This is a genomic window from Paenibacillus sp. JT31N7, from assembly GCF_059692095.1.
The window spans coordinates 238,846-261,162 of record NZ_JCAUAT010000002.1 but is presented as its reverse complement, the minus strand read 5'-3'; the positions used below and the strand labels follow the sequence as shown (position 1 = coordinate 261,162).

The following is a 22,317-nucleotide window of genomic DNA, read 5'->3' as shown; positions in this document are numbered from 1 at the left end:
CTTTTTATCCTGCGCTTCGGCTTGTAGGATAATTCCATTTTGCACATACTACATGTATAAAAAAATGCTTGCGCCTCTGCCTTCGGCTTCATTCCCGTAACAGAAAAAAGTTTCTTGCAGGAAACAGATGACGGGAGAATGGTTCTACATCAAGTGATTAGGGGGATTGTCCATGGAAGAGAAAGAGGTACAGGAACAGAAAGAGGTACAGGAAAAGAAACACCCGAGTATTTTCGAGCCGTTCGCGCTGATCTTGAACATTGTCACGAGTGTAATCGGGGCCATTATCGGGATGCAGCTGGTTACGACACTGGGGGTAACCCCGAATACCGCGATTATCGGCGCTCTTGTCGCGATGCTCATCGCACGAATTCCCATGATGATATTCCGTAAATACAAATCGATCCATCGTCAAAATCTGGTTCAGACGTCCATTTCCTCGGCTACGTTCGGAGCGGCCAACAGCCTGCTCATTCCGATCGGGATTCCGTTTGCGATGGGTGCGACGGAACTGATCGTGCCGATGCTGATCGGAGCCGCGCTGGCGATGTTTGTCGACGCGACGCTGCTGTACAAGCTCTTCGACTCCAAACTCTTCCCGGCAAAAGGAACCTGGGCGCCCGGCGTGGCTACCGCGGAATCGATCCTGGCGGGGGATAAAGGCGGCAAGCGCGCGCTGCTGCTCGGTGTCGGAACCCTTATCGGGCTCATCGGCTCGTATTTTAAAATCTCGATGTCCGCTTTCGGTGTCGCGTTTATCGGAAACATCTGGGCGCTGACGATGTTCGGCATCGGCCTGATGATCCGGCAGTATTCGGTGCCTTGGTTCGATATCGACGTCAATCAGCTGTACATCGCCCACGGGGTCATGATCGGCGCCGGCATAGTCGCGCTCATCCAGGCGGGGATGCTCCTTTTCAAGCGCCCGAAAACGGCGGGCTCCGAAGCGGAGAGCGAGGAAGAAGTCACGGACAGCCGGCTGACCCGAACGGATAAAGAAGCCCGCCGCACCCTCAGCCTCGGCTTTGCCGCTTACCTGGTCATCGCCCTGCTGATTGCCATCATTGGCGGCATTATGACGAAAATGTCGCTCGGCATGCTGATCGGCTTCATCATATTCGCCGCTTTCGCCGCCTTCGTGCACGAGATCATCGTAGGGATCGCCGCCATGCATTCCGGCTGGTTCCCGGCGTTTGCCGTCGCTTTTATTACGCTGCTGTTCGGCATGATGATCGGGTTTCCGCCGGTTGCGCTTGCGCTTCTGGCCGGCTTCAGCGCGGCAACGGGCCCGGCGTTTGCGGATATGGGCTACGACTTGAAAGCCGGATATATTCTCCGGGGCAACGGCAAAGATCCCGAGCTTGAGCTTCACGGGAGAAAACAGCAGTACATCACGGCGATGATCGCCTTCGGCGTAGCGCTGCTGACCGTGCTGTTCTCGTACAAAGGCTATTTTGCGCAAAATCTCGTTCCGCCTATCGATAAAGTGTACGTGTCGACGATCCAGGCCGGAGCTTCGGCCGATATTGCCCGTCAACTGCTGCTTTGGGCGATTCCCGGCGCGATTGTCCAATTGCTCGGAGGACCGTCCCGTCAGATCGGGGTGCTTTTCGCAACGGGTCTTCTGATCGTTTCACCGAATGCGTGCTGGGCGGTTCTCGCCGGTATTCTAATCCGGATCGTCGTTCTGAAAATTTTCAAGAAGGAAGCCGAAACACCGATGAGCATTCTCGCAGCCGGCTTTATCGCGGGGGATGCCCTGTACAGCTTCTTTAGCTCCGTATTCAAACTGAAAAAATGAGGTGACTCCCATGACGAGACTTAAGCTGAATGAAGAAATGGTAGAGCAGGCCGTTTACGGCGGCGCCGTTCTGGGCGGCGGTGGCGGCGGCTGGATCGAAGAGGGGCTGAAGCTCGGACGCCTGGCGCTGGAAGTCGGCGAGCCCGAACTGATCTCTCTCGACGAATTCGGCGACGACGACCTGCTGGTCACCGTCTCCATGGTCGGCGCTCCCGCCGCCAAAGAACAGTTCGTGAAGCCCGTTCACTACGCGAAGGCGCTTGAGTTGCTTGCGGCCAAAATCGGCCGGCCCATCCAGGGGCTTCACACGAACGAGAACGGGGCCGGGACGACGGTCAACGGCTGGTTCCAGTCGGCTATCACGGGCGTTCCGCTCGTTGATTTCGCCTGCAACGGCCGGGCCCACCCGACCGGCTCCATGGGCTCGATGAACTTGTCCGAGGTGGAGGACTATGTGTCCCATCAAGCGGCCGCAGGCGGCCGGGGCGACCGCTACATCGAGCTGAGCATCTCCGGGACGCTGGACAAGGCGTCGACGATGATCCGCAAGGCTTCCATCGAAGCGGGCGGCCTTGTGGCCGTCGCCCGGAACCCCGTGACGGCGGCTTACGCGAGAGCCAACGGCGCGTCCGGCGCCATCACGCAGGCGATCGAAGTCGGCCGGGCGCTGCTTTCCGCGAAGGGAGAGACCGCCATCGAGGCCGTGGTCGCGCAGCTCGGCGGCAAAGTCGTAACGGTCGGCACGGTCACGGACTTCGCGCTGGAAACCGCCGGCGGGTTCGATGCCGGGACGGTCCGGATCGACGATGCGTACGAGATGACCTTCTGGAACGAGTACATGACGCTGGAGAAAGACGGGGAGCGCTTTGCCACCTTCCCGGATCTGATCATGACGCTGGATGCGCAAACAGCGAAGCCGATCGTATCGGCCGCCATCGCGAAGGGGCAGCAAATTGCCGTCATTGCGGTGCCCGCCGAGAAGCTGCTGCTCAGCACGACGATGAGAAACCGCAAGCTGCTGCAGGCGGTGGAAGACATTATCAAGAAGCCGGTGCTTTCTTATCTGGATTAAATCCGGACTCATTCATTTCGACATCAAAGTGAATTCATATGGAGGAAGTTACTATGACCCTTAAACAAACGATGATCGTTCTCGATACACTCGACAGCATGTATGCAAGCGGAGCGAAAGTGAAAGAATTGTTCGATGCCTATCCCGGCGTATCGGTGACCGTTTCCAAAGTCAGCGGGGAAAAAGGAAGCACGGATTTCGTCAAAGTCGTGATCCCCGGCACGGACGGCAAAAGCAAAGGCGGCCATGCGCCGACTTTCGGCATTATCGGCCGTCTCGGCGGCATCGGGGCGCGCCCCAGCCGCATAGGCCTCGTATCCGATGCGGACGGAGCGGTTGCGGCTGTCGCCGCAGCATTGAAGCTGGCGGATATGCAGACTAAAGGCGACGCGTTGAAAGGCGATGTGATCGTCACGACTCACATCTGCCCGGACGCGCCGACCCGCCCGCATGAACCGGTCGATTTTATGGATTCGCCGGTCGATATCCTGACGATGAACCGGGAGGAAGTCGTGCCCGAAATGGACGCGATTCTGTCCATCGACACCACGAAGGGCAATCGCGTGATCAATCACAAAGGCATCGCGATTTCGCCGACCGTGAAGGAAGGGTACATCCTCCGCGTCAGCGACGATCTGCTCCGCATTATGGAGATGACGACCGGCCAGCATGCGGTGACGTTCCCGATTACGATGCAGGACATCACGCCGTACGGCAACGATCTGTATCACATCAACTCCATCCTGCAGCCGTGCGTAGCGACGGATGCTCCTGTCGTCGGTGTCGCCGTGACGGCACAATCCGTCGTTCCGGGCTGCGGAACGGGCGCGAGCCATGAGACGGACATCGCGGCAGCGGCGCGCTTCGCCATTGAAGCGGCCAAGGAAACGACGGCCGGGACGTGCGCTTTCTACGATCCGGAAGAATTCGGTCGGATCACGAAGCTGTACGGGTCGATGAAAATTTTGCAGACCAGCGGCAAGTAAGCGGGGAACGGAGCAAGCCCGCCCGCGGGCAGAATGGCGCTCGGAAGCGGCCTGGATATTGCCTTGTTTTCCTAGTTCCGCACAGGGTGTACAGGGCTGCGGTCCGCCGCACTGGACATAGCGCGTCGGAGGCTGGCGGACTAATCGAGAGTCCGCTGTTCGAACCGGCGGGAGTGCGTCAGCCGCGGGTGGGCAGTAAACCGCCGGGGAGTTACTCGACTGCCGGCCGGCAGGCAACGAATGAGGCAGGGGAGTTCCCCTGTCCTTTTTTTTCAGCCGTTTCGGCGGATCTCACATGGGGGTGGAAAGCATGGAAAAACTGGGGATGATTACGATCGGCCAAGCGCCTCGGACAGACGTGGCGCCGATTGTGGAGCGCTGCCTGGAGGGACGCGCCGAAATCGTTCAGGGCGGCGCCTTGGACGGGCTGGACAAAGCGGACATCGAGAGGGAGCTTTTTCCGGAAGAAGGGCAGTACGTGCTGACGTCGCGTCTGGCGACCGGCGAATCCGTCGTGATGTCGCGCGAGAAGCTGCAGCCTTTGCTGCAGAAGCGGATAAGCGATTTCGAGGAGGCCGGAATCTCGCACATTTTGCTGCTGTGCACAGGCGTATTCCCCGGCCTCCGGGCAGAGCGGTCGTACCTGATCGAGCCTGACCATCTTATCCCTCCCGCTGTGAAAGCGATGGCCGGCGGCCGCAGGCTCGGCGTGCTCGTACCGCTGGCGGAGCAGCGCGCAACGCTCGCGCAGAAGTATGAGCCCTACGGCTTGAGCCCGGTTTTTGCCGTCGCATCGCCGTACAAACCGGACGAAGCCGAATTCCGGCGTGCCGCCGAGGAGCTGAAGGAGAAGAGCGACATCATCGTGCTCGATTGTATGGGGTATACGGAGGAAGCGCGGCAGTTTATGGCGGAGGCTTCGGGCAAGCCGGTCATTCTGTCCAATGCCCTGATGGGCAAGCTCGTATCGGAAATGATATAGAAGCAGCCAGGTTGAGACGGGCTGAGGCTGATGCAGGGAAGCAGTTGAACGTCAGCCCCTTTCCGCTACCTTCCCGAATCAGAAAGGATGAAGATAATGAACGAATCACTCATCGAAGTCGGCAAACACGTGCTGCAAAGCTGTCTGGGCCTGCAGCCTAGGGAATCATTCCTTGTCGTCTCGGACGAAGATAAGAGACATCTGGCGGAGCCGCTTTACGAAGCAGGGAAAGCGCTTGGAGCGGAGGCTGTGCTTATGGTCATGAAGGACCGGCACAGACCGGGGGAAGAACCTCCTTCTGCAGTCGCCGCCGCCATGATCACCTCGAATGTGGTCGTCTGCATCACGAAGCAGTCTCTCACGCACACGCAGGCCCGCAAAAATGCCGCTGCCTCCGGAGCAAGGCTGGCTACGATGCCGGGTATTACGGAGGATATGTTCCTCCACGGCGCGATCTCGGCCGATTATGCCGAGGTTAAGCGGCTGACGGAGAAGGTGACGAAGCTTTTAACCGGAGCCCGAGAAGTGCGCATCGAGAAGGGCGGCTATACGCTCACCTTCCCTGTTGAGGGAAGAAAAGGCGTGCCGAGCACAGGCCTGTATCTGAATCCCGGCGAGTCGGGGAATTTGCCGTCCGGGGAAGCGTATATCGCGCCACTGGAAGGAACGGCGGAAGGGCAAATCCTGATCGACGGGTCCATTGCCGGGATCGGCAAGCTAAGCGAGCCCTTACTGCTTACGATCGAGAAGGGCCGTATCGTACAGGCGGAAGGCGCGGCCGGCCCGCAGCTCCTCGGCATGCTCGGCGACAAAGACGGCAGACTTCTCTGCGAATTCGGAGTCGGCACGAACGACAAAGCGAGAATCACCGGCGTCATCCTGGAGGACGAGAAAGTGTACGGAACGATACACGTCGCTTTCGGCAGCAACAACACGTTCGGGGGAACGATCGCGGCCGGCGTCCATATCGACGGTCTGGTTAAGGAGCCGACCGTGTATCTGGACGACAAGCTCATCATGGAGAAGGGGAAACTGGCTTTCCAGGTGTAAGACTCTGTAAGTACCCTCCCTGTACAACCCTGGCCGTCCGCGGTCAATAAATCAAACCGCCAGCCCTGTTATGCTCCGGAGAGCGTGAAGGGGCTGGCGGTTTTTTTGTCATCCATAGGGATCTTTGGAAGCAAGGGGCAGCGAGAGAGTGAATTCCGTTCCTCCATAAAGCTCGCTGAAAACCGAGACCGTGCCGTTCATGGAGCGGATCACTTGATAAGAATACGTAAGGCCCAGGCCGGTGCCCGTATTTTTGGTGGAATAATAGATGGAGCCGAGGCGCCTCAACTGCTCTTTGTTCATCCCGATCCCATTGTCCCGGATATGTACTTTCACGAGCTGCCCATCCGTATGCACACGCAGCGTGACGTTTCCTTTTGGTACGGATGAACAGGCCTCGACGGCATTTTTTACGAAATTGACCAGAAGCTGCTTCATTTCGGCTCCGTTGGCGGTTATCCGCACAGGTTCGGACGGGACATGCAGGGCCAGCGAAACATTGTTCATCGTGGCATAGGGGGTCATGACCTCCACGACAGCCTCAAGCTCGCGGGCGAGATCAATTTCTTCACGCTTTTGCGTTAAAGGCTTGGACATGGACAAATATTCGGACAGAATCGCCTCCGTCCGTTTTACCTCCTCTATGCAGGTATCGATAAAACGGTGCCGTTTTTCCGCGGGCATGGCTTGATCTTGGCGAATCAACTTCAAAAAACCGAGCACGGTTGTGAGCGGGTTGCGTACTTCATGCACGAGGGAAGCGGCGACCTGGCCGACGGCCTCGATTTTCTCGCTCTGCAGGTACCTCAGGTACATGTCCTTATCCGTTGCGGATTTCTCAAACAAGTAGAACAGCAGCAGAACTCCGACCGAATTGTGAACGGGTATGATCAGAATATGGTAAGTCAAATGAGTCAGAATATAATCGGGCCGATCCATATACAGAAAAAGAAGGGGGAAGAAAGAGTAGCAGAGTCCGGCCATAAGGGCGACCAGGTACTTCTGGCTTGTCCTGTGGTAGACATGGCACAGCAAGACCGACAGGGGGAACGTAATGGGCAAAATGACCATAGCCGAATAAATCCCCGGTCCGCCCAAATAAAGACGGTACAGAACAAACTCCAGCATAAGCAGAAAGCCGACGCGAAACCCGCCGAACACAAGCGAGAAAAAAAGAATAACGTAACGGACATCGAACTGGATGCCTTTTTCGACGGTGGAGGCGAATGTCATGGAAAAAAACAGACAGATCATAGAGGTGATCAGAATAAATTTTCTGGAGTAATTGGTGTCTTTGTCCCGGTAATAAAAGCTGTAAAGTACGAAAGGCATAAGGGAAAAAAAGAGCTGAAGTAAAAGGTCCTTGATCTGTGCCATTATCGCTCACCCTCTGGACGTGGTTATATTCATCTGACCCCTACACTATTCGGCATGAAGGGGCAAATTCCTTGGGCTCAAAACGAATATTGCCGGGCAGAGCTGAAGTAATAGCCTAATCCCCCGGAGAACCCTCCGTTTTCAGATTACCTAAATGTGTTATAATCCACGGTATCAGAGAAAGGGGACCCGTTATGTCTGTGAACAACCCGGAAAAAGTGACGCAGCAGAGAGAAGAACGCAGGTCGCAGATTCTTCGTGCGTCCATCGCAATTTTCGCGAAAAAGGGCCTCGCGGCGGCCAAAATATCGGATATTGCGGAAGCGGCGGGCATTTCCCACGGCCATGTATACAACTATTATTCCTCCAAAGAAGAGCTGTTCGTCAGCCTGGTCAAGATGCTTCAGGAAAGATACGGCCGAGTCTGCGAGGAGGCCCGCCGCCGGGAAGGAAACGCGCGCGACAAGCTTCTTTGGCATGCCCGGAAAATCGGGGAGGACGAGAATGCTTTGAACGGCATGCATGTCGTTCTGCATGCGGAGACGATAGCGAGCATCTCCGCGGAGGAAAAGCGGGAAATACCCCGCAGGGCCGTCGAGAACCTTCAGCCGATTATCGCGATCGTGAAGCAGGGGCAGGAAGAGGGGACGTTCCGGGAAGGAAGGCCCGAAGATTTGGCGGTGCTTTATTTCGCTCTGCTCAACGGAGTCAGCGGGGCCCGGCGCCGGGGACTGGATGCCGTAGCGCGCCCGGATGAGGAGCAGCTTGTCGGTTTGCTTTGCAAATAAGCCCGCTGAAATCGGCGGCTTGCCGTCTCCTTTTCAACTTCTGCCCAAAAAAGTATTGACTTCCCAAAAAGGGGCTGATAGAATCATTCCAACAAGCACTGACTGACGAGTCAGTTAGTGTATCGTTTAAACCGACTATTTACATGGGAATATTAGGTTTAATGGTTTTTAGGAGTGAATCGATAACTCTGGTATCCTACCGGTCCACTGGTGGCACCTTGCACGGCCCGCTTAACGCGCGCTGTCGGGTGTCTTTTTTTATAGTCGAAATTTGTGTGCAAAGGGGCACGGCGGATGAAGAAACTTCAAGCATCGTTAGCGGCTGCGGCACTCGTCATAGGCTTGGCCGGACTTACGGGATGCGGTGCCGGACAGGCCGCGACAACCGCCTCCGGGACGGACGCCCCCAAGGGCAACTATACCGTTAATCTCGCGAATAACGGGGGCGGCGGCCTTCTTCTCCTGGCCAAGGAGAAAGGCTGGTTCGAGGAGGAGTTCGCCAAAATCGGCGGGGACGTCAAATGGTCCGAGTTTCCGAGCGGTCCGACTCTTCTGGAGGCGTTGGCCGCGGGGCGCGTCGATTTCTCCTGGCTCGGCGACGGGGCGGCCATATCTGCTCAGGCGAACAATCTGCCGGTCATGACGCTGTCTCTGCTCTCCGAAGGTTTAAAAGGACTCAACATCGTGATCGTCCCGGCGAACAGCACGGCCAAAAGTCTTGCGGATTTGAAAGGAAAAAAGATCGCCATCGCCAAGGGAACCACGCTTCACGTTTTTTTCATCAAAGCGGTTAAGCAGGCGGGGCTGAAAGAATCCGACTTCCAGCTTATCCAGCTCCAGGCGGAAGAGTCTGTCGCCGCTTTCGAATCGGGGGCGGTGGATGCCTGGGTCGGACTGGACCCGTATACGAGCATCCAGATCGCCAAGAACGGCGCGCGCGTCCTGACAAGCGGAGAAGCTTTGAACATTAAAGCGCCCGTCCTTACGATTGGCCGGACCGATTTTATCAAGGAACACCCTGAGGCGGCGGAAGCTTTCCTGAAAGGATTCGAGAAAGCGATCGAGTTTCAGAAGGAACACCGGGATGAGGTCGTGGAGTACATAGCGAACGCCAAGAAGGCGGACCGGGCGACGATCGAGCTGGTGGTCCAAAATACCGAATATGCGAACGTTCCGATTTCAAAAGAGATCTTCGGCATCCAGCAGGCTTCGGCGGACATCCTCCTGGAAGCGGGCTTTATCAAGAAGAAAATCGACGTAACGCAAAACACGGACAGCAAAGCGATTGTAGCCGTGAAACCGGCTAAATAAGGAGAAGGAGGCGAGGAACGTGTCAGCTTTGGGACAATTAAATCCGTCTTCTCCGGCCGCCAAGGGCCTGGAAGAGAGGGAAGCCAGGCAAGCCGCAGCAGGAAGAGCATCCGCCAGGCGCGGAGGCAAACTGAAAATCGTCCTGCTCGGACTCGTGCTGCCGCTGGCGGCGCTTGTCCTCTGGCAGACGGCAAGCGGACTGAAGCTGGTTTCCCCGACGTTATTTCCTTCGCCCCTCAGCATCGCGGAGGAATTTGCGGGAATGCTTCAGTCGGGCGAACTGTTCCATCATCTGAGGGTGAGCGTGCAGCGGGCCGCCTACGGCTTTTTGCTCGGCGGCTCGCTCGGTCTTCTGACCGGTATGCTGGTCGGATTGAGGAAAAGAGCCGAGTATATGCTCGACCCTACTTTACAGATGCTCCGCACCGTTCCGCATCTTGCGATCACGCCGCTTTTTATACTCTGGTTCGGGTTCGACGAGCTGTCCAAAATTTTGCTGATCGCGCTGGGAGCGTTCTTCCCGCTGTATGTCAATACATTCCTGGGAGTCCGCAACGTGGATTCCAAGCTGTTTGATGTCGCCAAAGTGCTGGAGTTCAACCGCTTCCGGCAAATCACGAAGCTGGTGCTCCCCTCGGCGCTGCCGAATGTCCTGCTCGGACTCAGGCTGTCGCTGGGCGTCGCTTGGCTGGGGCTCGTCGTTGCGGAGCTGATGGGATCGAGCGAAGGTATCGGGTACATGATTCAGGATGCGAGACAGTTTTCCAGAACGACCGCCGTGTTTGTGGGCATCCTTATTTTCGCTGTTGTCGGCAAGCTTGTGGATTCCGTCGTGCGGCTGCTGGAAGAGCGGCTGTTGAAATGGCGCGACAATTACAAGGGATAGTCCCGGGTATGGGCAGCCGAGCTGCCGGTCCGGGCTTGCCGCTGACGATATATAACCCATTCCAAAGGAGGAACAAGAACATGAGTGAACAAGTGAAGGTTATCCCGGTTTCAGGAAGAATTGGTGCTATTATTGAAGGAATTTCATTGTCCGGCAGTCTTGACGAAAGTACGGTAGGTTTTATCCGCGAAAAATTGCTCAAGCATAAGGTTATTTTCTTCCGGGATCAGAACCATCTGGATAATGCGGGACAGGAAGAGTTTACAAAGCTGCTCGGCACTCCGATCGCTCATCCGACGATCAAGCCCAAAGACGGCACGGATTACGTGCTGGAGCTGGATTCGACGCACGGTGGACGCGCCAACGTGTGGCACACGGATGTGACGTTTGTCGACGCTTATCCGGCCGCATCTATCCTCCGCGGGATTGTGATTCCCGAAGCGGGCGGGGATACGGTGTGGGCGAATACGGCAGCCGCTTACGAGCTTCTTCCAGCGGAGCTGCGCGAGCTGGCCGACAAGCTGCGGGTGCTGCACACCAATGAATTCGATTATGCGTCCACGGTCAGAACAGTGAACGCCCTGGGCAGCGAAGCGGCACGCAAATACCGGGAGAGCTTCGCCTCCACGGTCTACGAAACGGAGCATCCGCTCGTCCGCGTTCACCCGGAAACGGGAGAGAAGACACTGGTTTTGGGCGGCTTCGCCAAAAAAATCGAAGGCTTCTCCGTCGCCGATTCCCAGAAGCTTATCGCCTTGTTCCAGGAGCAGATCACAAGCCTGGAAAATACCGTGCGCTGGCGCTGGGCCGAGGGCGACGTGGCAATCTGGGATAACCGCGCCACGCAGCATTACGCCGTGAACGATTACGGCGATCAGCACCGGGTCGTCCGCCGGGTCACGATTACCGGCGAAGTTCCGGTCGGCGTGGACGGCCGCAAGAGCGTGACGCGCATCGTCTCGGAGCCTGCGGCTGCGGCGAGCGCGTCGTAAGCGGGCTGCGGCCGCTCGCCCTGCGCAGGGCTGGCCCGAGCGGGAGCCGGAACGCCGACTGGAGTGGAGGCGGAGCCAGGGCGGAGCCGAACGGGGGCCGAGCCGGAGTCGAGTCGGAGCAAGCGAGAGCCGAACGGGAGCGCAGCCGGAGCCGGAGCAAGTCAAGTGAGAGCCGAACGGGAGCGTAACCAGAGCGCAGCCGGAGCTGAGCCAGAGCGGCGCGAATCTGGCGTGCGCCTGACTCGGCCCGCGATTTCAGCGCGGGCCCACGGCAGCAGGCAAGCGCCGTTCCCGCGGAGCTGCCGGGCCCGCCCGCGAATCCCGGGAGCGCAGCCGTATTGCACGGAGAACGGTCCCGTACCTCCCTTGCGCGGCCCTGCCTGTAGCGAAAGAGAGCGTATCCCGACTCGGGATATGCTCTCTTCGTTGTGCGGTCCGGCCCCAACCGAAAAAAGAGCGTGTCCCCGACTGACGGGATACGCTCTTTTTTCGGTGTCTCCGGCCGGGCCTAGCTGAAGGTGTACCGCGCGCTCACGGCCGCATAAACATGCAGCTCACCCGGCTGGATGGGCGTTGCCGGACTTGCGGCCAGCACCGAGGCCTTGTACGGCACGGGCTCGTTCTGGCGGCTGAGCTCCTGGACGGACTCCGGAACCGCCGCCAGGGTGACTCCGAGGGACGCCGCTATCGTCAGCGCCTTCTCCTGCGCGTTCCGGACGGCGAGCGCCAGCGCTTCCTTGCTGTATTTCTGCGGCTGGGACGTACGGAAAGAAATTCCCGAAACGGAGTTGGCCCCTTTGGAGACGGCGGTATCGACTATCGTTCCGGTTTCTCCGACCCGTTCCGTCGTAATTTTCAGCAGATGAGTGACCCGGTAACCGCGAAAAATTTGTTTGCCGTCCTGGAAGTCGTACTGGGGATCGATCCGGAATTCATCCGTCTGGATGTTGTCCCGGGGAATTCCGAGCTGCAGCAGGGAGTCGATCACGGCCGAGATGATCCGGGCGTTCTCGGCCTGCAGGGGCGCGAGGGTTTCTCCCTCCGTGACGGCTCCCAGCACGATCACGGCCCGATCGGGTACGACCGAGACGATTCCGTCGCCTGTAACTTCAATGGAAGCGGGTTTGCCTGCCCGGTATCCGGGCGATGGAGGAAGCGGCGGCGGGGGTGCAAAACCGTACATAGCCGGTCTCCTTTCTGGTTGCAGAGATGTTATTTCTTAGTATATGGAATCCGGCACTCTCGCATGCCGGCAGCGAAAATTGATACGCCGGTCCACGGAAGGGCGGCGGCCGTTTTTATTATAATAAAACTCTCCTTACGGTGCTTTGCCGGCGATTGGCTACAATGGAAATAGGAGAAATCGTCTACAAGAGGAGGGGATAAGCATGATCCGGGATATTCATGCGATGTTTTTGGTGACCGGCATTATGGCAAGCGGCAAATCGACGGTCGCGCAGCTGCTGGCGGAGCGCTTCGAGAAATCGGTTCATCTCCGGGGAGATCATTTCCGTAAAATGATCGTCAACGACCGCAAGGAAGTCCGTCCGGATGCGGAAGCGGACCAGCTGGAGCAGCTTCTGCTGCGGTACAGGCTGACGGCTCAAGCCGCGGACACCTATTATTCCGCCGGATTTACCGTCATCATGCAGGATGTCGTCGTAGGCCGGGTGCTGAACGACTTTATCACGCTGCTGGAGGACCGGCCCTTGTACGTGATCGTGCTGTGCCCCGGCGAGGAGGAAGTCGCGCGCAGAGAAGCGGCCCGGTCCAAGAAAGGATACGGCATATGGACCGTATCCGCACTGAACGGCGTGCTGCACACGGAAACCCCGCGGGTCGGCCTGTGGCTGGACTCGACCGGCCTGACGCCGGAAGAAACCGTGGATGCGATTCTAGAGCGCGTATGGGAGGAAGGAGTTGTCCGGACCCCGGATATCCGGGACTAGGAACCGTCCGGACCTGCCGCGTGTACTTCTTTTCAGATGGCGATGTTAGGAAACTCTATTGAACTTTCAATAAAGAGAGCAGTCCTGGATGCCAGGAGCGCGTTGCAGTCCTGCAGGGCGAGCGAACCCCACACGATTTTTGAATAAGAAGAGGAGGTGCCTATATGTCCAATCGTTCAAATGAGGAATTGTTAGCCGGCGGCAACGTCTCGAAAGTATACCGGTCCGGTCATACAGTCAGAAGGGAATTAAAGCCGAACAGCCAAAGAATTCATGCGCTGCTAAACCATCTTGCCGACAAAGGGTACGATTATGCCCCGAAATACCTTGGTATCGATGAAAAAGGAAGAGAAATTTTAACCTTTATCGAAGGGGAGGCCGGTAATTATCCTTTAAAAAAATACATGCGGTCCGATGATGTCTTACGGGAAATGGCGAAAATGCTCCGTCTTTATCATGATGCCGTAAGCGACTTTTCATTTGATGACAGTTGGCAGCCATTAGACGGTACTCCACAACCTTCGGAGGTAATATGCCACAACGATTTTGCCGTATACAACATGATTTTTCAGCACGAGAAACCAATAGGTATTATTGATTTTGATGCAGCCGGACCCGGTCCGCGGCTTTGGGACATAGCCTATACTCTTTACACTTGTGTGCCGTTAAGCAGATTGTATCTTACCGAAACAGGCGAAATCGTTTATTACGATTCATTTCAAGATGCTTCCCGTATTAAAAACAGAGTGAAATTGTTTTTTGATTCTTACGGTGAAGGCTTTGCGGGAAATTATATAGAAATGGTCCTGCTGCGGTTGGAAGGATTATGTAAAACGATAACGAGAAGAGCGAGTGAAGGTGACCTTGCTTTTCAAAAGATGATAGATGCGGGTCATCTTGAACATTATCAAAATGATATTACATTCATCTCCGAACATAAGAATGACTGGACTTAAATCTTTCTTTCGTGGTCGTCACGCGCAAGCGCAGCGGACTCCGGTTGGGTACCCGGCTGCTCGAATGGGCGGAAGGCTATACCAGGCGGGCGGGCAAAACGTATGTCCGGCTGGACTGCATGTCGGAGAACTCCGAGCTCAACGCGTATTACCGGAACGCCGGCTTCGTTTATCTGGAAGCCGTGACGGGAGACGGATAGAGCGCCAACCTGTATGAGAAAAAGCTGTAAGACGGCTGCGGCATGCAGCTTTTTTTGTGCAGCCCGTTTATCGTGAGCGGGGTCCGCGAAGTAACGGTCGAACAGCCGGAACCGCACGCAGCCGGGTATGCGGGTTCCAGGACTTCCTAATCCCTTTACCGTTCAGCTTCCCCAAAAAAACAACAAAAAATGGTTGATAACGTTCCGCTTTAGTGGTACAGTATTAAAAACTTAGTATTCCGCTTTGAATTGTCGAGTATCGACCGGACAGCCGGAGAAGTCGCTTCTAGTGACCTCTCTGGCTTTTTGCGTTGTTACGCGCAGTTCCACACCTAGAAGAAAAAGGAGTGTCAGAATAATGGGAAGCTCACCCTCCATCGTCATCCGGGATGCGGCAGAAGCGGATCGCGAGGCGGTCCGCGCGGTGATGCTTGAAGCTTATCTGCAGTATGCCGACGTCATGTCCGCACAAAGATGGCAGCAGTACCGCGAAGATATCGGAGCTGCCGCCGACAAAGGCAATCCCGTCGCACGGCTCGTGGCCGAGGCGGAAGGAGAAATCGTCGGCACCGTCCAGCTTTTCGTCTCCTCGGAGGCGGCCTACGGCAGGCCGGAGCTGGAAATCCATACGCCGATTATCCGCTATTTGTCCGTCTCGCCGGGAGCGCGTGGCAGGGGCGTTGCGACGGAACTCATTAAAGAAAGCGCGAGGCGCTCCCTGGAGCTCGGGTCCTCTACGCTTCATCTTCATACGTCCGATATGATGGCTTCCGCCGTGAGCCTGTATGAGCGGCTGGGGTTCCAGCGCGCGTATGACAAAGAGTTCCATAACGGCGAGGTACTTGTGAAAAGCTACCGGCTCGAGCTGCACGAATCCGCCTTTTTTACAGCCTCATAGAGGATTTTTTTACATAGGGGCCGCAGGCAAGGCGGGCAGCAAAGGGAAAGCATGGCAGGGAATCTGACCGGACATGGTTACAAAGCACGACAATACAGGCCGACCTTCAGCCGCAAGAAATATACACCGCATGGTTCGCACTTCAATCAGGGCTGGACGATCATCATACATTCTCAACTATCCATAATGAAGCGGGGGAGCAAGTCTAATGAAGAAACAGGTAAACAAATGGTTGGCGGGAGCGGGAATTTTAGTACTGGCGGCAGCGTCTGCGGGCTGCGGCAAAGCCGTAGAAACGGGCGGAGGGGCGGCCTCGGCGGTCACGGACAAACCGGGAGAAAGTCCGGCGGGCCAGGCCAAGAAGGTCATCGTCGGCACGGGGACCAAGTTCCCGCAGGTGTGCTTTATCGACCAGAACGGGAAGCTGACGGGGTTTGATGTAGAGTTGATTAAAGAGCTCGACAAGCGGATACCGGAATACGAGTTCGAATTCAAAACGATGGAGTTTCAGAGTCTGCTGCTAAGCCTGGAAACGAATAAGATCGACTTGATCGCCCATCAAATGGAAAAAAATCCGGAGCGCGAGCAGAAATATTTGTTCAATAAAGAGCCGTACAGCATTTTCCTGAACAAAGTCGCCGTCGAGATCAACAACGATACCATCAAAACCATCGACGATCTGAAAGGAAAAAAAGTCCGCACCGGAGCGACAAGCAACGAAGCGTATATCCTCCAGGAGTACAACAAGAAGAACAACAATGCCATCGAGATCGTGTACGACAACGCCACGGCCAACGATCTGGTGGACAAAATCCGCAAAGGGCGTATCGACGCCACCGTAACGTCGGATTTCGCCCTCCGCAACTATACGGACAAAGACGGCAAGGTCGCGCTGAAAACGGTCGGCGAACCTTTGACAGAATCGGATGTGCTGTATGTATTCCGCAAAACGGACGGAAAGCTGGCGGACCGGATCGACCAGGCCATTAAGGAAGTGAAGGCGGACGGAACGTTGTCCAAGCTGAGCGTTCAGTGGCTCGGCCAGGATTTCTCGCACGTGGGCAAGCAGAAGAAATAAGAACCCGAAGGTTCGTACGAGAGAGGTGGTACCATGGGCAGAAGATTCGAGGCGGACTATATTTTCTTCTTTATTCCGAAGCTGCTTTCCTATCTGCACATCACGCTGCTGATCGTGGGAAGCTCCACCCTGCTGGGGCTGATCATCGGGTTTCTTATCGCTTTGCCCCGGCTGTATAACGTGCCCGTGCTGAGGCGGATCAGTCAAATCTACGTGTCCTTCTTCCGGGGGACACCGATTCTCATCCAGTTGTTCCTGATCTATTACGGGCTGCCGGAGCTGCTGAAAATCGTCCAGGTGGACGTGTCCAAAACGCCGGTGCTCCTGTTCGTTATTCTCACCTATTCGCTGCATACCGGCGCCTATGTCTCCGAGATGATCCGGTCGGCGGTGGCGGCCGTTGACCGGGGGCAGGTGGAGGCGGCTTACGCGGTCGGCATGAACGGGTACGAGGCATTCACCCGCATCGTGATGCCGCAGGCGCTGGGGATCGCGCTGCCCGTTTTCGGCAACCTGGTCATCGGCAACCTGAAAGACTCCTCGCTCGCCTTTACGCTCGGCGTTATGGAAATGACGGGCAAATCCGAGACGCTGGGCACGGCGACGCAGCATTTTATCGAAATTTATATCGCGCTGTCGCTTATTTATTTCGTCGTCAGCTTTATTTTGCAGAAAGGTTTCGATGCCGCCGAGAAAAGACTGCTGCGCCACAGCAGGCCGCTTGCGGACACGGCCGGCAAAACGGCTGCGCGCCTGAACATCTTCAGACGGCTCCAGCCGGGAATCAAAAAGGAGGCGCCGGGTTATGAACCTTGATCCTTCCTTCATCGGGACGGCTTTTCTGAGCCTGCTGTCGGCTCTGCCGGTTACCCTGTACATCACGGCTGTCTCCGTTCTGGGAGGGCTGCTGATCGGTACAGGCATCGCGCTGGTGCGCATTTACCGGGTGCCGGTTCTGCATCCGGCGGCGGTGGCGTATGTGACCTTTATCCGGGGAACGCCGATGCTGATGCACTTGTTCCTCGTTTATTTCGGACTTCCGGCCATGCTGGATACGCTCGCGGACCGTTACGGTTGGTCCTTTAACTCGGGTTCCATCCCGCTCGTCGCTTTCGTGATCATCGCTTTCTCCATCACGGCGGGAGCTTATATGTCCGAAGTGGTCCGGGCGGGCATCGGGGCGGTGGACCGGGGGCAGATCGAAGCGGCTTACGCCGTCGGACTGACGACTCCGCAGGCACTGCGGCGCATCGTGTTTCCTCAGGCTTTTGCGGTCAGCCTGCCCAATTTGACGAACTCCGTCATTTCTATGCTTCATGCGACTACGCTCGCTTTTACTATCTCGGTAGTGGAAATTAACGCCCAGGCCAACATCGTGGCGTCTACGAACTGGAAGTTTTTCGAAGCCTATATAGCGGCCGCCCTCCTATTCTGGGGGATTACGGTACTTGTGGAAAAGGCATCGTCCGCTCTGGAGAAGCGGTTTACTCTTTACAATCGGGGTGGAGTGGCATGATCAAACTGACCGGTATTTCAAAATCGTTCGGGAAGCAGGAAGTGCTGAAAGGCATCGACCTGACCGTGCATAAAGGTGAAGTCGTCGTTATCCTGGGGCCGAGCGGATCGGGCAAAACGACGCTGCTGCGGTGCATCAATTTTCTGGAAAAGCCGAACGCCGGCGAGGTGACGATCGGGGATTTTACCGTCGACTGCAAGCGCTCGGGACGCAAAGATATTCATACGCTGCGCAAAAAAACGGCCATGGTGTTCCAGCAGTACAATCTATTCAAACATAAGACCGTTCTGGAAAATGTGATGGAAGGACTGGTCGTCGCGCAGAAGCTTCCGAAAGACGAGGCGCGCGCGCGAAGCGCGGAAGTGCTGCTGAAAGTCGGATTGTCCGGCAAGCTGGACGCCTATCCGAGCCAGTTGTCCGGCGGTCAGCAGCAGCGCGTCGGAATCGCACGGGCACTGGCGCTGAATCCGGAAGTGATCCTGTTCGACGAACCGACGTCCGCCTTGGACCCCGAGCTCGTCGGAGAAGTGCTTTCGGTCATCCGTAAGATCGCCAAAGAGGGCATTACGATGATTGTCGTGACGCATGAAATGGGGTTCGCCAGAGAGGTAGCCAATCATGTCGTCTTTATGGACGGCGGAGTGATCGTCGAGGAAGGCCCGCCGGGCGAGTTGTTTAACGCGCCCAAGGAAGAGCGGACCCGGCAGTTTCTGAAGCGGATCACGCCCGAACTGAGCTATTCCATTTAAAACGCGGAGCCGGAAAAGACGGACCCGCAAAAACGTAACTGCAAAAACCGTAACTACAGCAACGTAACCGCAAAGACACAACTGCAAAAACGCAACAGCAAAAACGAAACTGCAAAAACGAAACTGCAACAACTGTAACTGCAGCAACGTAACAGCAAAGACGCAACTGCAAAAACGGTTCTGTCTGTACGGCCGGAGCCCGTTTTTTTACAAGGAGGAAACCAAGACATGGCCATTAAACTGAGTATTCTGGACCAGACCCCTATCTACGAAGGCGACACCGGGACGGAGGCTTTCAAGCGGACCGTTGCTCTGGCCCGGCGGGCGGAGGAGCTCGGCTACCACCGCTTCTGGGTGGCGGAGCATCACGATTCCGCGCACGTCGCCGGATCTTCGCCGGAGGTGCTGATCTCCCATCTGCTGGCCAAAACCGAACGCATCCGGCTCGGATCGGGAGGCGTCATGCTTCAGCATTACAGCCCTTACAAAGTCGCGGAAAACTTTAACGTGCTGACAGCGCTCGGACCCGGAAGGATCGATCTGGGGATCGGCCGCGCTCCGGGCGGCCTGCCGAGATCGACGCAGGCACTGCAGAAAAACGTCGTGGATGCCGATTCTCTGACGGACAAAATCGTCGAGCTGCGCAAATTTCTTCACGACCGGCTGGAAGCAGATCACCCGCTGGCCGGTCTCCGTGCGAATCCGGTACCGGAGCGGCCCGCGGATCTTTACGTACTCGGAGCGAGCACGGGAAGCGCCCGGATTGCGGCGGAACTGGGTCTGCCTTACGTGTTCTCGCTGTTTATCAACGGAGATCCGCAGACGGCCGTGGAAGCCATCGGGACGTACCGGAGCGAGTTCAATTGCGCGGACGGCGCCGAACCGGCAGCCATACTCGCTTTGTCCGTCATCGTAGCCGGAAGCGAGGAAGAAGCGGAGGAGCTGGCCGGGGACCATAAGCTGGTCAAAATCCATCTGGAGAGCGGCCGGACGATTACGGTCAGCACCTTGGAGCATGCGGAGGAATTCGGCAAACAGAGCAGCGAGAACTTCACGATTGAGGTAAAGGAGCCTACGGTGACGAAGGGGACGATCGAAAACGTGAAGAAAGAGCTGCTGGAGCTGCAGCGGGCAACCGGCGTGGACGAATTCATCGTTTTGACCGCGGTCAAAGATTTTGCGAAGCGGGTAAGGTCGTTCGAGCTGCTGATCGAAGCGCTGTCGGGTGCGGACACGTCAGCGGACACGGCAGCGGCCGAACAGCCCGTATCGGTAGAGGCTTAAGATCGCGACGATTGGTGGGCGGCAATCTCCCGCATCATGCTTCTTCAGCAATCTTAAGCAGTCTCAGTCGAGAGGAGGACGAAAGCCATGACAAGCGAAACGCTGGCACAACAAGAGCAGTTGGAAGAACTCGCCGCAAGACTCGTTGCGGTCCGGCGCCATCTGCATGAGAATCCGGAGCTGTCTCACGAAGAATTCGAAACGACGGCTTTTATTAAAGCCTGGCTGGAGGAGGCCGGCATCCGCATCGCCCCGTATTCCCTGCGGACCGGGCTGATTGCGGAGGTGGGGGGGCTGCGTCCGGGACCCGTGGTCGCCATCCGCGCGGACATTGACGCGCTGCCGATCCGGGAAGAGACCGGCCTTCCGTACGCATCCAAAATTCCGGGGAAAATGCACGCCTGCGGCCACGATTTTCACACGGCGGCCGTTCTCGGAGCGGCTTATCTGCTCAAGCAAAGGGAAGAGGAGCTGCCGGGAACGGTCCGCTTCCTGTTCCAGCCAGCCGAGGAGAAAGCGAGCGGCGCCCTCAAAGTAATCGGCAGCGGAGCGCTGGAGAACGTGCGGGCCGTATTCGGGCTGCACAACAAACCCGATCTGCCGGTAGGTACGCTCGGCATTAAAGAAGGCCCGCTGATGGCGGCCGCGGACGGCTTCATCGCCGAGATAGAGGGCCGGGGCTCGCATGCGGCCCTGCCTGAAGCCGGCAGCGATCCTATCGTGGCATCCGCGCAGATCGTTTCGGCTGTCCAGTCCATCGTCAGCCGCAATATCAGCTCGCTGGACAGCGCCGTAATCAGCGTGACGAAGCTGCACAGCGGAACCGCCTGGAACGTCATTCCGGAGAAAGCGCTGCTGGAGGGCACGATCCGCACTTTCGACGAAGGCGTCCGGAGCCGTGTACTGGCGCGCTTCCGCGAGGTCGTCGAGGGAGTGGCGGCCGCCAGCGGGACGAAAGCGTCGCTCCGCTGGATCCAGGGGCCGCCTCCGGTGAACAATTCCGCCGAACTGGCCGCGCTCGCGAGAAGCACGGCCGAGACTCTCGGCTACAACGCGATTACGCCGATTCCCTCTCCGGCAGGCGAAGACTTCGCCTTCTATCAGCGGGAAGTCCCCGGGCTTTTCGTCTTCGTCGGGACGGACGGACCGCAGGAGTGGCATCACCCGGCGTTCGACCTGGATGAAGCGGCGCTTCCGGTGAGCGCGCAATTTTTCTCGGAGCTTGCCCGCCGGGCACTCTTGGAACTCTCCGGACGGCCCGCAAGCGGGGCAGACGGATGAACGGCGGGATGACGTATGACGTCATCGTGGTCGGAGCGGGCTCGATGGGCATGAGCGCGGGCTACCACTTGGCGAAGCAGGGGGCGCGGACGCTGCTCATCGATGCCTTCAACCCGCCGCACGGGGAAGGCAGCCATCACGGAGAGCCCCGGCTCATTCGCCATGCTTACAGCGGAGGTTCCGCTTATATCACGATGGCGCTGCGCGCCCAGGAGCTCTGGGAGGAGCTCCAGGCGGAGACCGGCACGGAGCTGGTGGTTCCGTCCGGCGTGATCAACATCGCGGGTGCGGATGCGTTCCGCACCCGGGCCGAAGACGCCCGGAAACTGGGCGTCCGCGTCGAGCTGCTGGACGCGGGCGAGATCGGAAGCCGCTGGCCGGGCTTCGAGCTGCCGGAGCATTTCGCCGGGATGTATGAGCCCGGCGCCGGCTACCTCTTCAGCGAGAAGTGCGTCGCCGCCTACCGGCGGCTGGCCGAAGAGGCGGGGGCCCGACTGCTGACGGATACGCCCGTGCGCCAGCTGAACGCCCGCGAAGGCGGTGTCGCCGTCCATACGGACCAGGGCGTGTACCACGCGCAGCAGGCGATCCTCGCAACCGGCGCCTGGTTCCGGACGCTGGAGCCGTTCGTGAAGCTGCCCGTCCGGGCGGTCCGCAAAGCGGTAGGCTGGTTTCAGCCGAAACAGCCTCTGTTCGATGCGGGCCGCTTCCCGGGCTTCACTATCGGCACCGGGGAGGGAGGCTACTACGGATTTCCGGACATCGGCGGCGCGGGGGTCAAGATCGGAAGACACGACACCGGCGTGGAATGGACAGCGGGAGAGGCGCTGGAGCCTTTCGGCCGTTACGAAGAGGACGAAGGGGATCTGCGCCGGGCGCTGGAAGCTTATATGCCCCAGGCGGCAGGCCGATTGAACCGGGGAGCCGTCTGCAAATACGAGCTTTCTCCCGACGAGCAGTTTATTATCGACCGTCATCCGGCCCATCCGTCTGTTCTTCTGGCGGGAGGGTTTTCCGGTCACGGCTTCAAATTTTCCAGTGTCGTGGGGGAGATTCTCGCCGATCTGACGCTGTACGGACGGACGCCGTTCGATATCCGGCCGTTTACTTTGACGCGTTTTACACAAGGGGCCCCAGGTCCTCAGATGACTACATAAGGAG

The 22,317-nt window shown here is 57.5% G+C and carries 22 protein-coding genes; 20 read left to right on the top strand and 2 right to left on the bottom strand.

The window, feature by feature from the left end; all coding sequences use genetic code 11:
- Positions 1-172: 172 nt before the first annotated feature.
- The 5 genes from AC58P5_RS11430 (at position 173) to AC58P5_RS11410 (ending at position 5,891) form a co-directional block, all read left to right on the top strand.
- The gene (locus AC58P5_RS11430; RefSeq protein WP_497386482.1) at positions 173-1,801 is read left to right on the top strand and encodes an OPT/YSL family transporter; all 1,629 of its coding nucleotides are present in this window, start codon (positions 173-175) and stop codon (positions 1,799-1,801) included.
- A 10-nt stretch (positions 1,802-1,811) separates the two neighbouring features.
- Positions 1,812-2,873 (top strand): S-methyl thiohydantoin desulfurase family protein, encoded by a 1,062-nt coding sequence (locus tag AC58P5_RS11425; RefSeq protein ID WP_497386480.1) that lies wholly within the window; start codon positions 1,812-1,814, stop codon positions 2,871-2,873.
- A gap of 53 nt (positions 2,874-2,926) precedes the next feature.
- Positions 2,927-3,859, top strand: coding sequence for a DUF1177 domain-containing protein (locus AC58P5_RS11420; protein WP_497386478.1), 933 nt, complete (start codon positions 2,927-2,929; stop codon positions 3,857-3,859).
- A 310-nt stretch (positions 3,860-4,169) separates the two neighbouring features.
- Positions 4,170-4,841, top strand: coding sequence for an AroM family protein (locus AC58P5_RS11415; RefSeq protein ID WP_497386476.1), 672 nt, complete (start codon positions 4,170-4,172; stop codon positions 4,839-4,841).
- A 96-nt stretch (positions 4,842-4,937) separates the two neighbouring features.
- The gene (locus AC58P5_RS11410) at positions 4,938-5,891 is read left to right on the top strand and encodes an aminopeptidase (RefSeq protein WP_497386474.1); all 954 of its coding nucleotides are present in this window, start codon (positions 4,938-4,940) and stop codon (positions 5,889-5,891) included.
- 108 nt (positions 5,892-5,999) lie between these two features.
- On the opposite strand, the gene AC58P5_RS11405 is transcribed toward AC58P5_RS11410, so the two are convergent.
- Positions 6,000-7,268 carry an ATP-binding protein gene (locus AC58P5_RS11405; protein WP_497386472.1) on the bottom strand — a complete coding sequence of 423 codons (1,269 nt, stop codon included), beginning with the start codon at positions 7,266-7,268 and terminating at the stop codon, positions 6,000-6,002.
- A 194-nt stretch (positions 7,269-7,462) separates the two neighbouring features.
- Between AC58P5_RS11405 and AC58P5_RS11400 the strand changes: the two genes are divergently transcribed.
- From AC58P5_RS11400 to AC58P5_RS11385, 4 genes are all read left to right on the top strand, one after another.
- Positions 7,463-8,056, top strand: coding sequence for a TetR/AcrR family transcriptional regulator (locus tag AC58P5_RS11400; RefSeq protein WP_497386470.1), 594 nt, complete (start codon positions 7,463-7,465; stop codon positions 8,054-8,056).
- A 294-nt stretch (positions 8,057-8,350) separates the two neighbouring features.
- Positions 8,351-9,367 carry an aliphatic sulfonate ABC transporter substrate-binding protein gene (locus AC58P5_RS11395; protein WP_497386468.1) on the top strand — a complete coding sequence of 339 codons (1,017 nt, stop codon included), beginning with the start codon at positions 8,351-8,353 and terminating at the stop codon, positions 9,365-9,367.
- Between the two features lie 19 nt (positions 9,368-9,386).
- Complete coding sequence (locus AC58P5_RS11390; RefSeq protein WP_497386466.1) at positions 9,387-10,253, top strand: ABC transporter permease; 867 nt, start codon at positions 9,387-9,389, stop codon at positions 10,251-10,253.
- An 80-nt stretch (positions 10,254-10,333) separates the two neighbouring features.
- Complete coding sequence (locus tag AC58P5_RS11385) at positions 10,334-11,245, top strand: TauD/TfdA dioxygenase family protein (protein WP_497386464.1); 912 nt, start codon at positions 10,334-10,336, stop codon at positions 11,243-11,245.
- A 508-nt stretch (positions 11,246-11,753) separates the two neighbouring features.
- Here AC58P5_RS11385 and AC58P5_RS11380 read toward each other — a convergent pair.
- Entirely contained in the window at positions 11,754-12,428 is a 675-nt protein-coding gene (locus tag AC58P5_RS11380; RefSeq protein WP_497386462.1) for an SIMPL domain-containing protein, read from the bottom strand.
- 205 nt (positions 12,429-12,633) lie between these two features.
- On the opposite strand from AC58P5_RS11380, the gene AC58P5_RS11375 reads away from it, so the two are divergent.
- From AC58P5_RS11375 to solA, 11 genes are all read left to right on the top strand, one after another.
- Complete coding sequence (locus AC58P5_RS11375; protein ID WP_497386460.1) at positions 12,634-13,194, top strand: AAA family ATPase; 561 nt, start codon at positions 12,634-12,636, stop codon at positions 13,192-13,194.
- A gap of 164 nt (positions 13,195-13,358) precedes the next feature.
- Entirely contained in the window at positions 13,359-14,150 is a 792-nt protein-coding gene (locus AC58P5_RS11370) for a phosphotransferase enzyme family protein (RefSeq protein ID WP_497386458.1), read from the top strand.
- A gap of 11 nt (positions 14,151-14,161) precedes the next feature.
- Positions 14,162-14,350 carry a GNAT family N-acetyltransferase gene (locus AC58P5_RS11365; RefSeq protein ID WP_497386456.1) on the top strand — a complete coding sequence of 63 codons (189 nt, stop codon included), beginning with the start codon at positions 14,162-14,164 and terminating at the stop codon, positions 14,348-14,350.
- A gap of 358 nt (positions 14,351-14,708) precedes the next feature.
- The gene (locus tag AC58P5_RS11360; protein WP_497386454.1) at positions 14,709-15,248 is read left to right on the top strand and encodes a GNAT family N-acetyltransferase; all 540 of its coding nucleotides are present in this window, start codon (positions 14,709-14,711) and stop codon (positions 15,246-15,248) included.
- A gap of 208 nt (positions 15,249-15,456) precedes the next feature.
- Positions 15,457-16,326 carry a transporter substrate-binding domain-containing protein gene (locus AC58P5_RS11355; protein WP_497386452.1) on the top strand — a complete coding sequence of 290 codons (870 nt, stop codon included), beginning with the start codon at positions 15,457-15,459 and terminating at the stop codon, positions 16,324-16,326.
- 33 nt (positions 16,327-16,359) lie between these two features.
- Complete coding sequence (locus tag AC58P5_RS11350; protein ID WP_497386450.1) at positions 16,360-17,142, top strand: amino acid ABC transporter permease; 783 nt, start codon at positions 16,360-16,362, stop codon at positions 17,140-17,142.
- Positions 17,132-17,842 (top strand): amino acid ABC transporter permease, encoded by a 711-nt coding sequence (locus tag AC58P5_RS11345; RefSeq protein WP_497386448.1) that lies wholly within the window; start codon positions 17,132-17,134, stop codon positions 17,840-17,842. The genes AC58P5_RS11350 and AC58P5_RS11345 overlap by 11 nt, the downstream gene beginning before the upstream one ends.
- Positions 17,839-18,591: an amino acid ABC transporter ATP-binding protein gene (locus AC58P5_RS11340; protein WP_497386446.1), complete on the top strand. Its 753-nt coding sequence runs from the start codon at positions 17,839-17,841 to the stop codon at positions 18,589-18,591. The genes AC58P5_RS11345 and AC58P5_RS11340 overlap by 4 nt, the downstream gene beginning before the upstream one ends.
- 228 nt (positions 18,592-18,819) lie before the next feature.
- Entirely contained in the window at positions 18,820-19,875 is a 1,056-nt protein-coding gene (locus AC58P5_RS11335) for an LLM class flavin-dependent oxidoreductase (protein ID WP_497386444.1), read from the top strand.
- A gap of 87 nt (positions 19,876-19,962) precedes the next feature.
- The gene (locus tag AC58P5_RS11330) at positions 19,963-21,156 is read left to right on the top strand and encodes an amidohydrolase (RefSeq protein ID WP_497386442.1); all 1,194 of its coding nucleotides are present in this window, start codon (positions 19,963-19,965) and stop codon (positions 21,154-21,156) included.
- A complete protein-coding gene (solA, locus tag AC58P5_RS11325; protein WP_497386440.1) occupies positions 21,153-22,313 on the top strand; it encodes an N-methyl-L-tryptophan oxidase in 1,161 nt (386 codons plus the stop codon). Before AC58P5_RS11330 ends, solA begins: the two co-directional genes overlap by 4 nt.
- Positions 22,314-22,317: the final 4 nt, after the last annotated feature.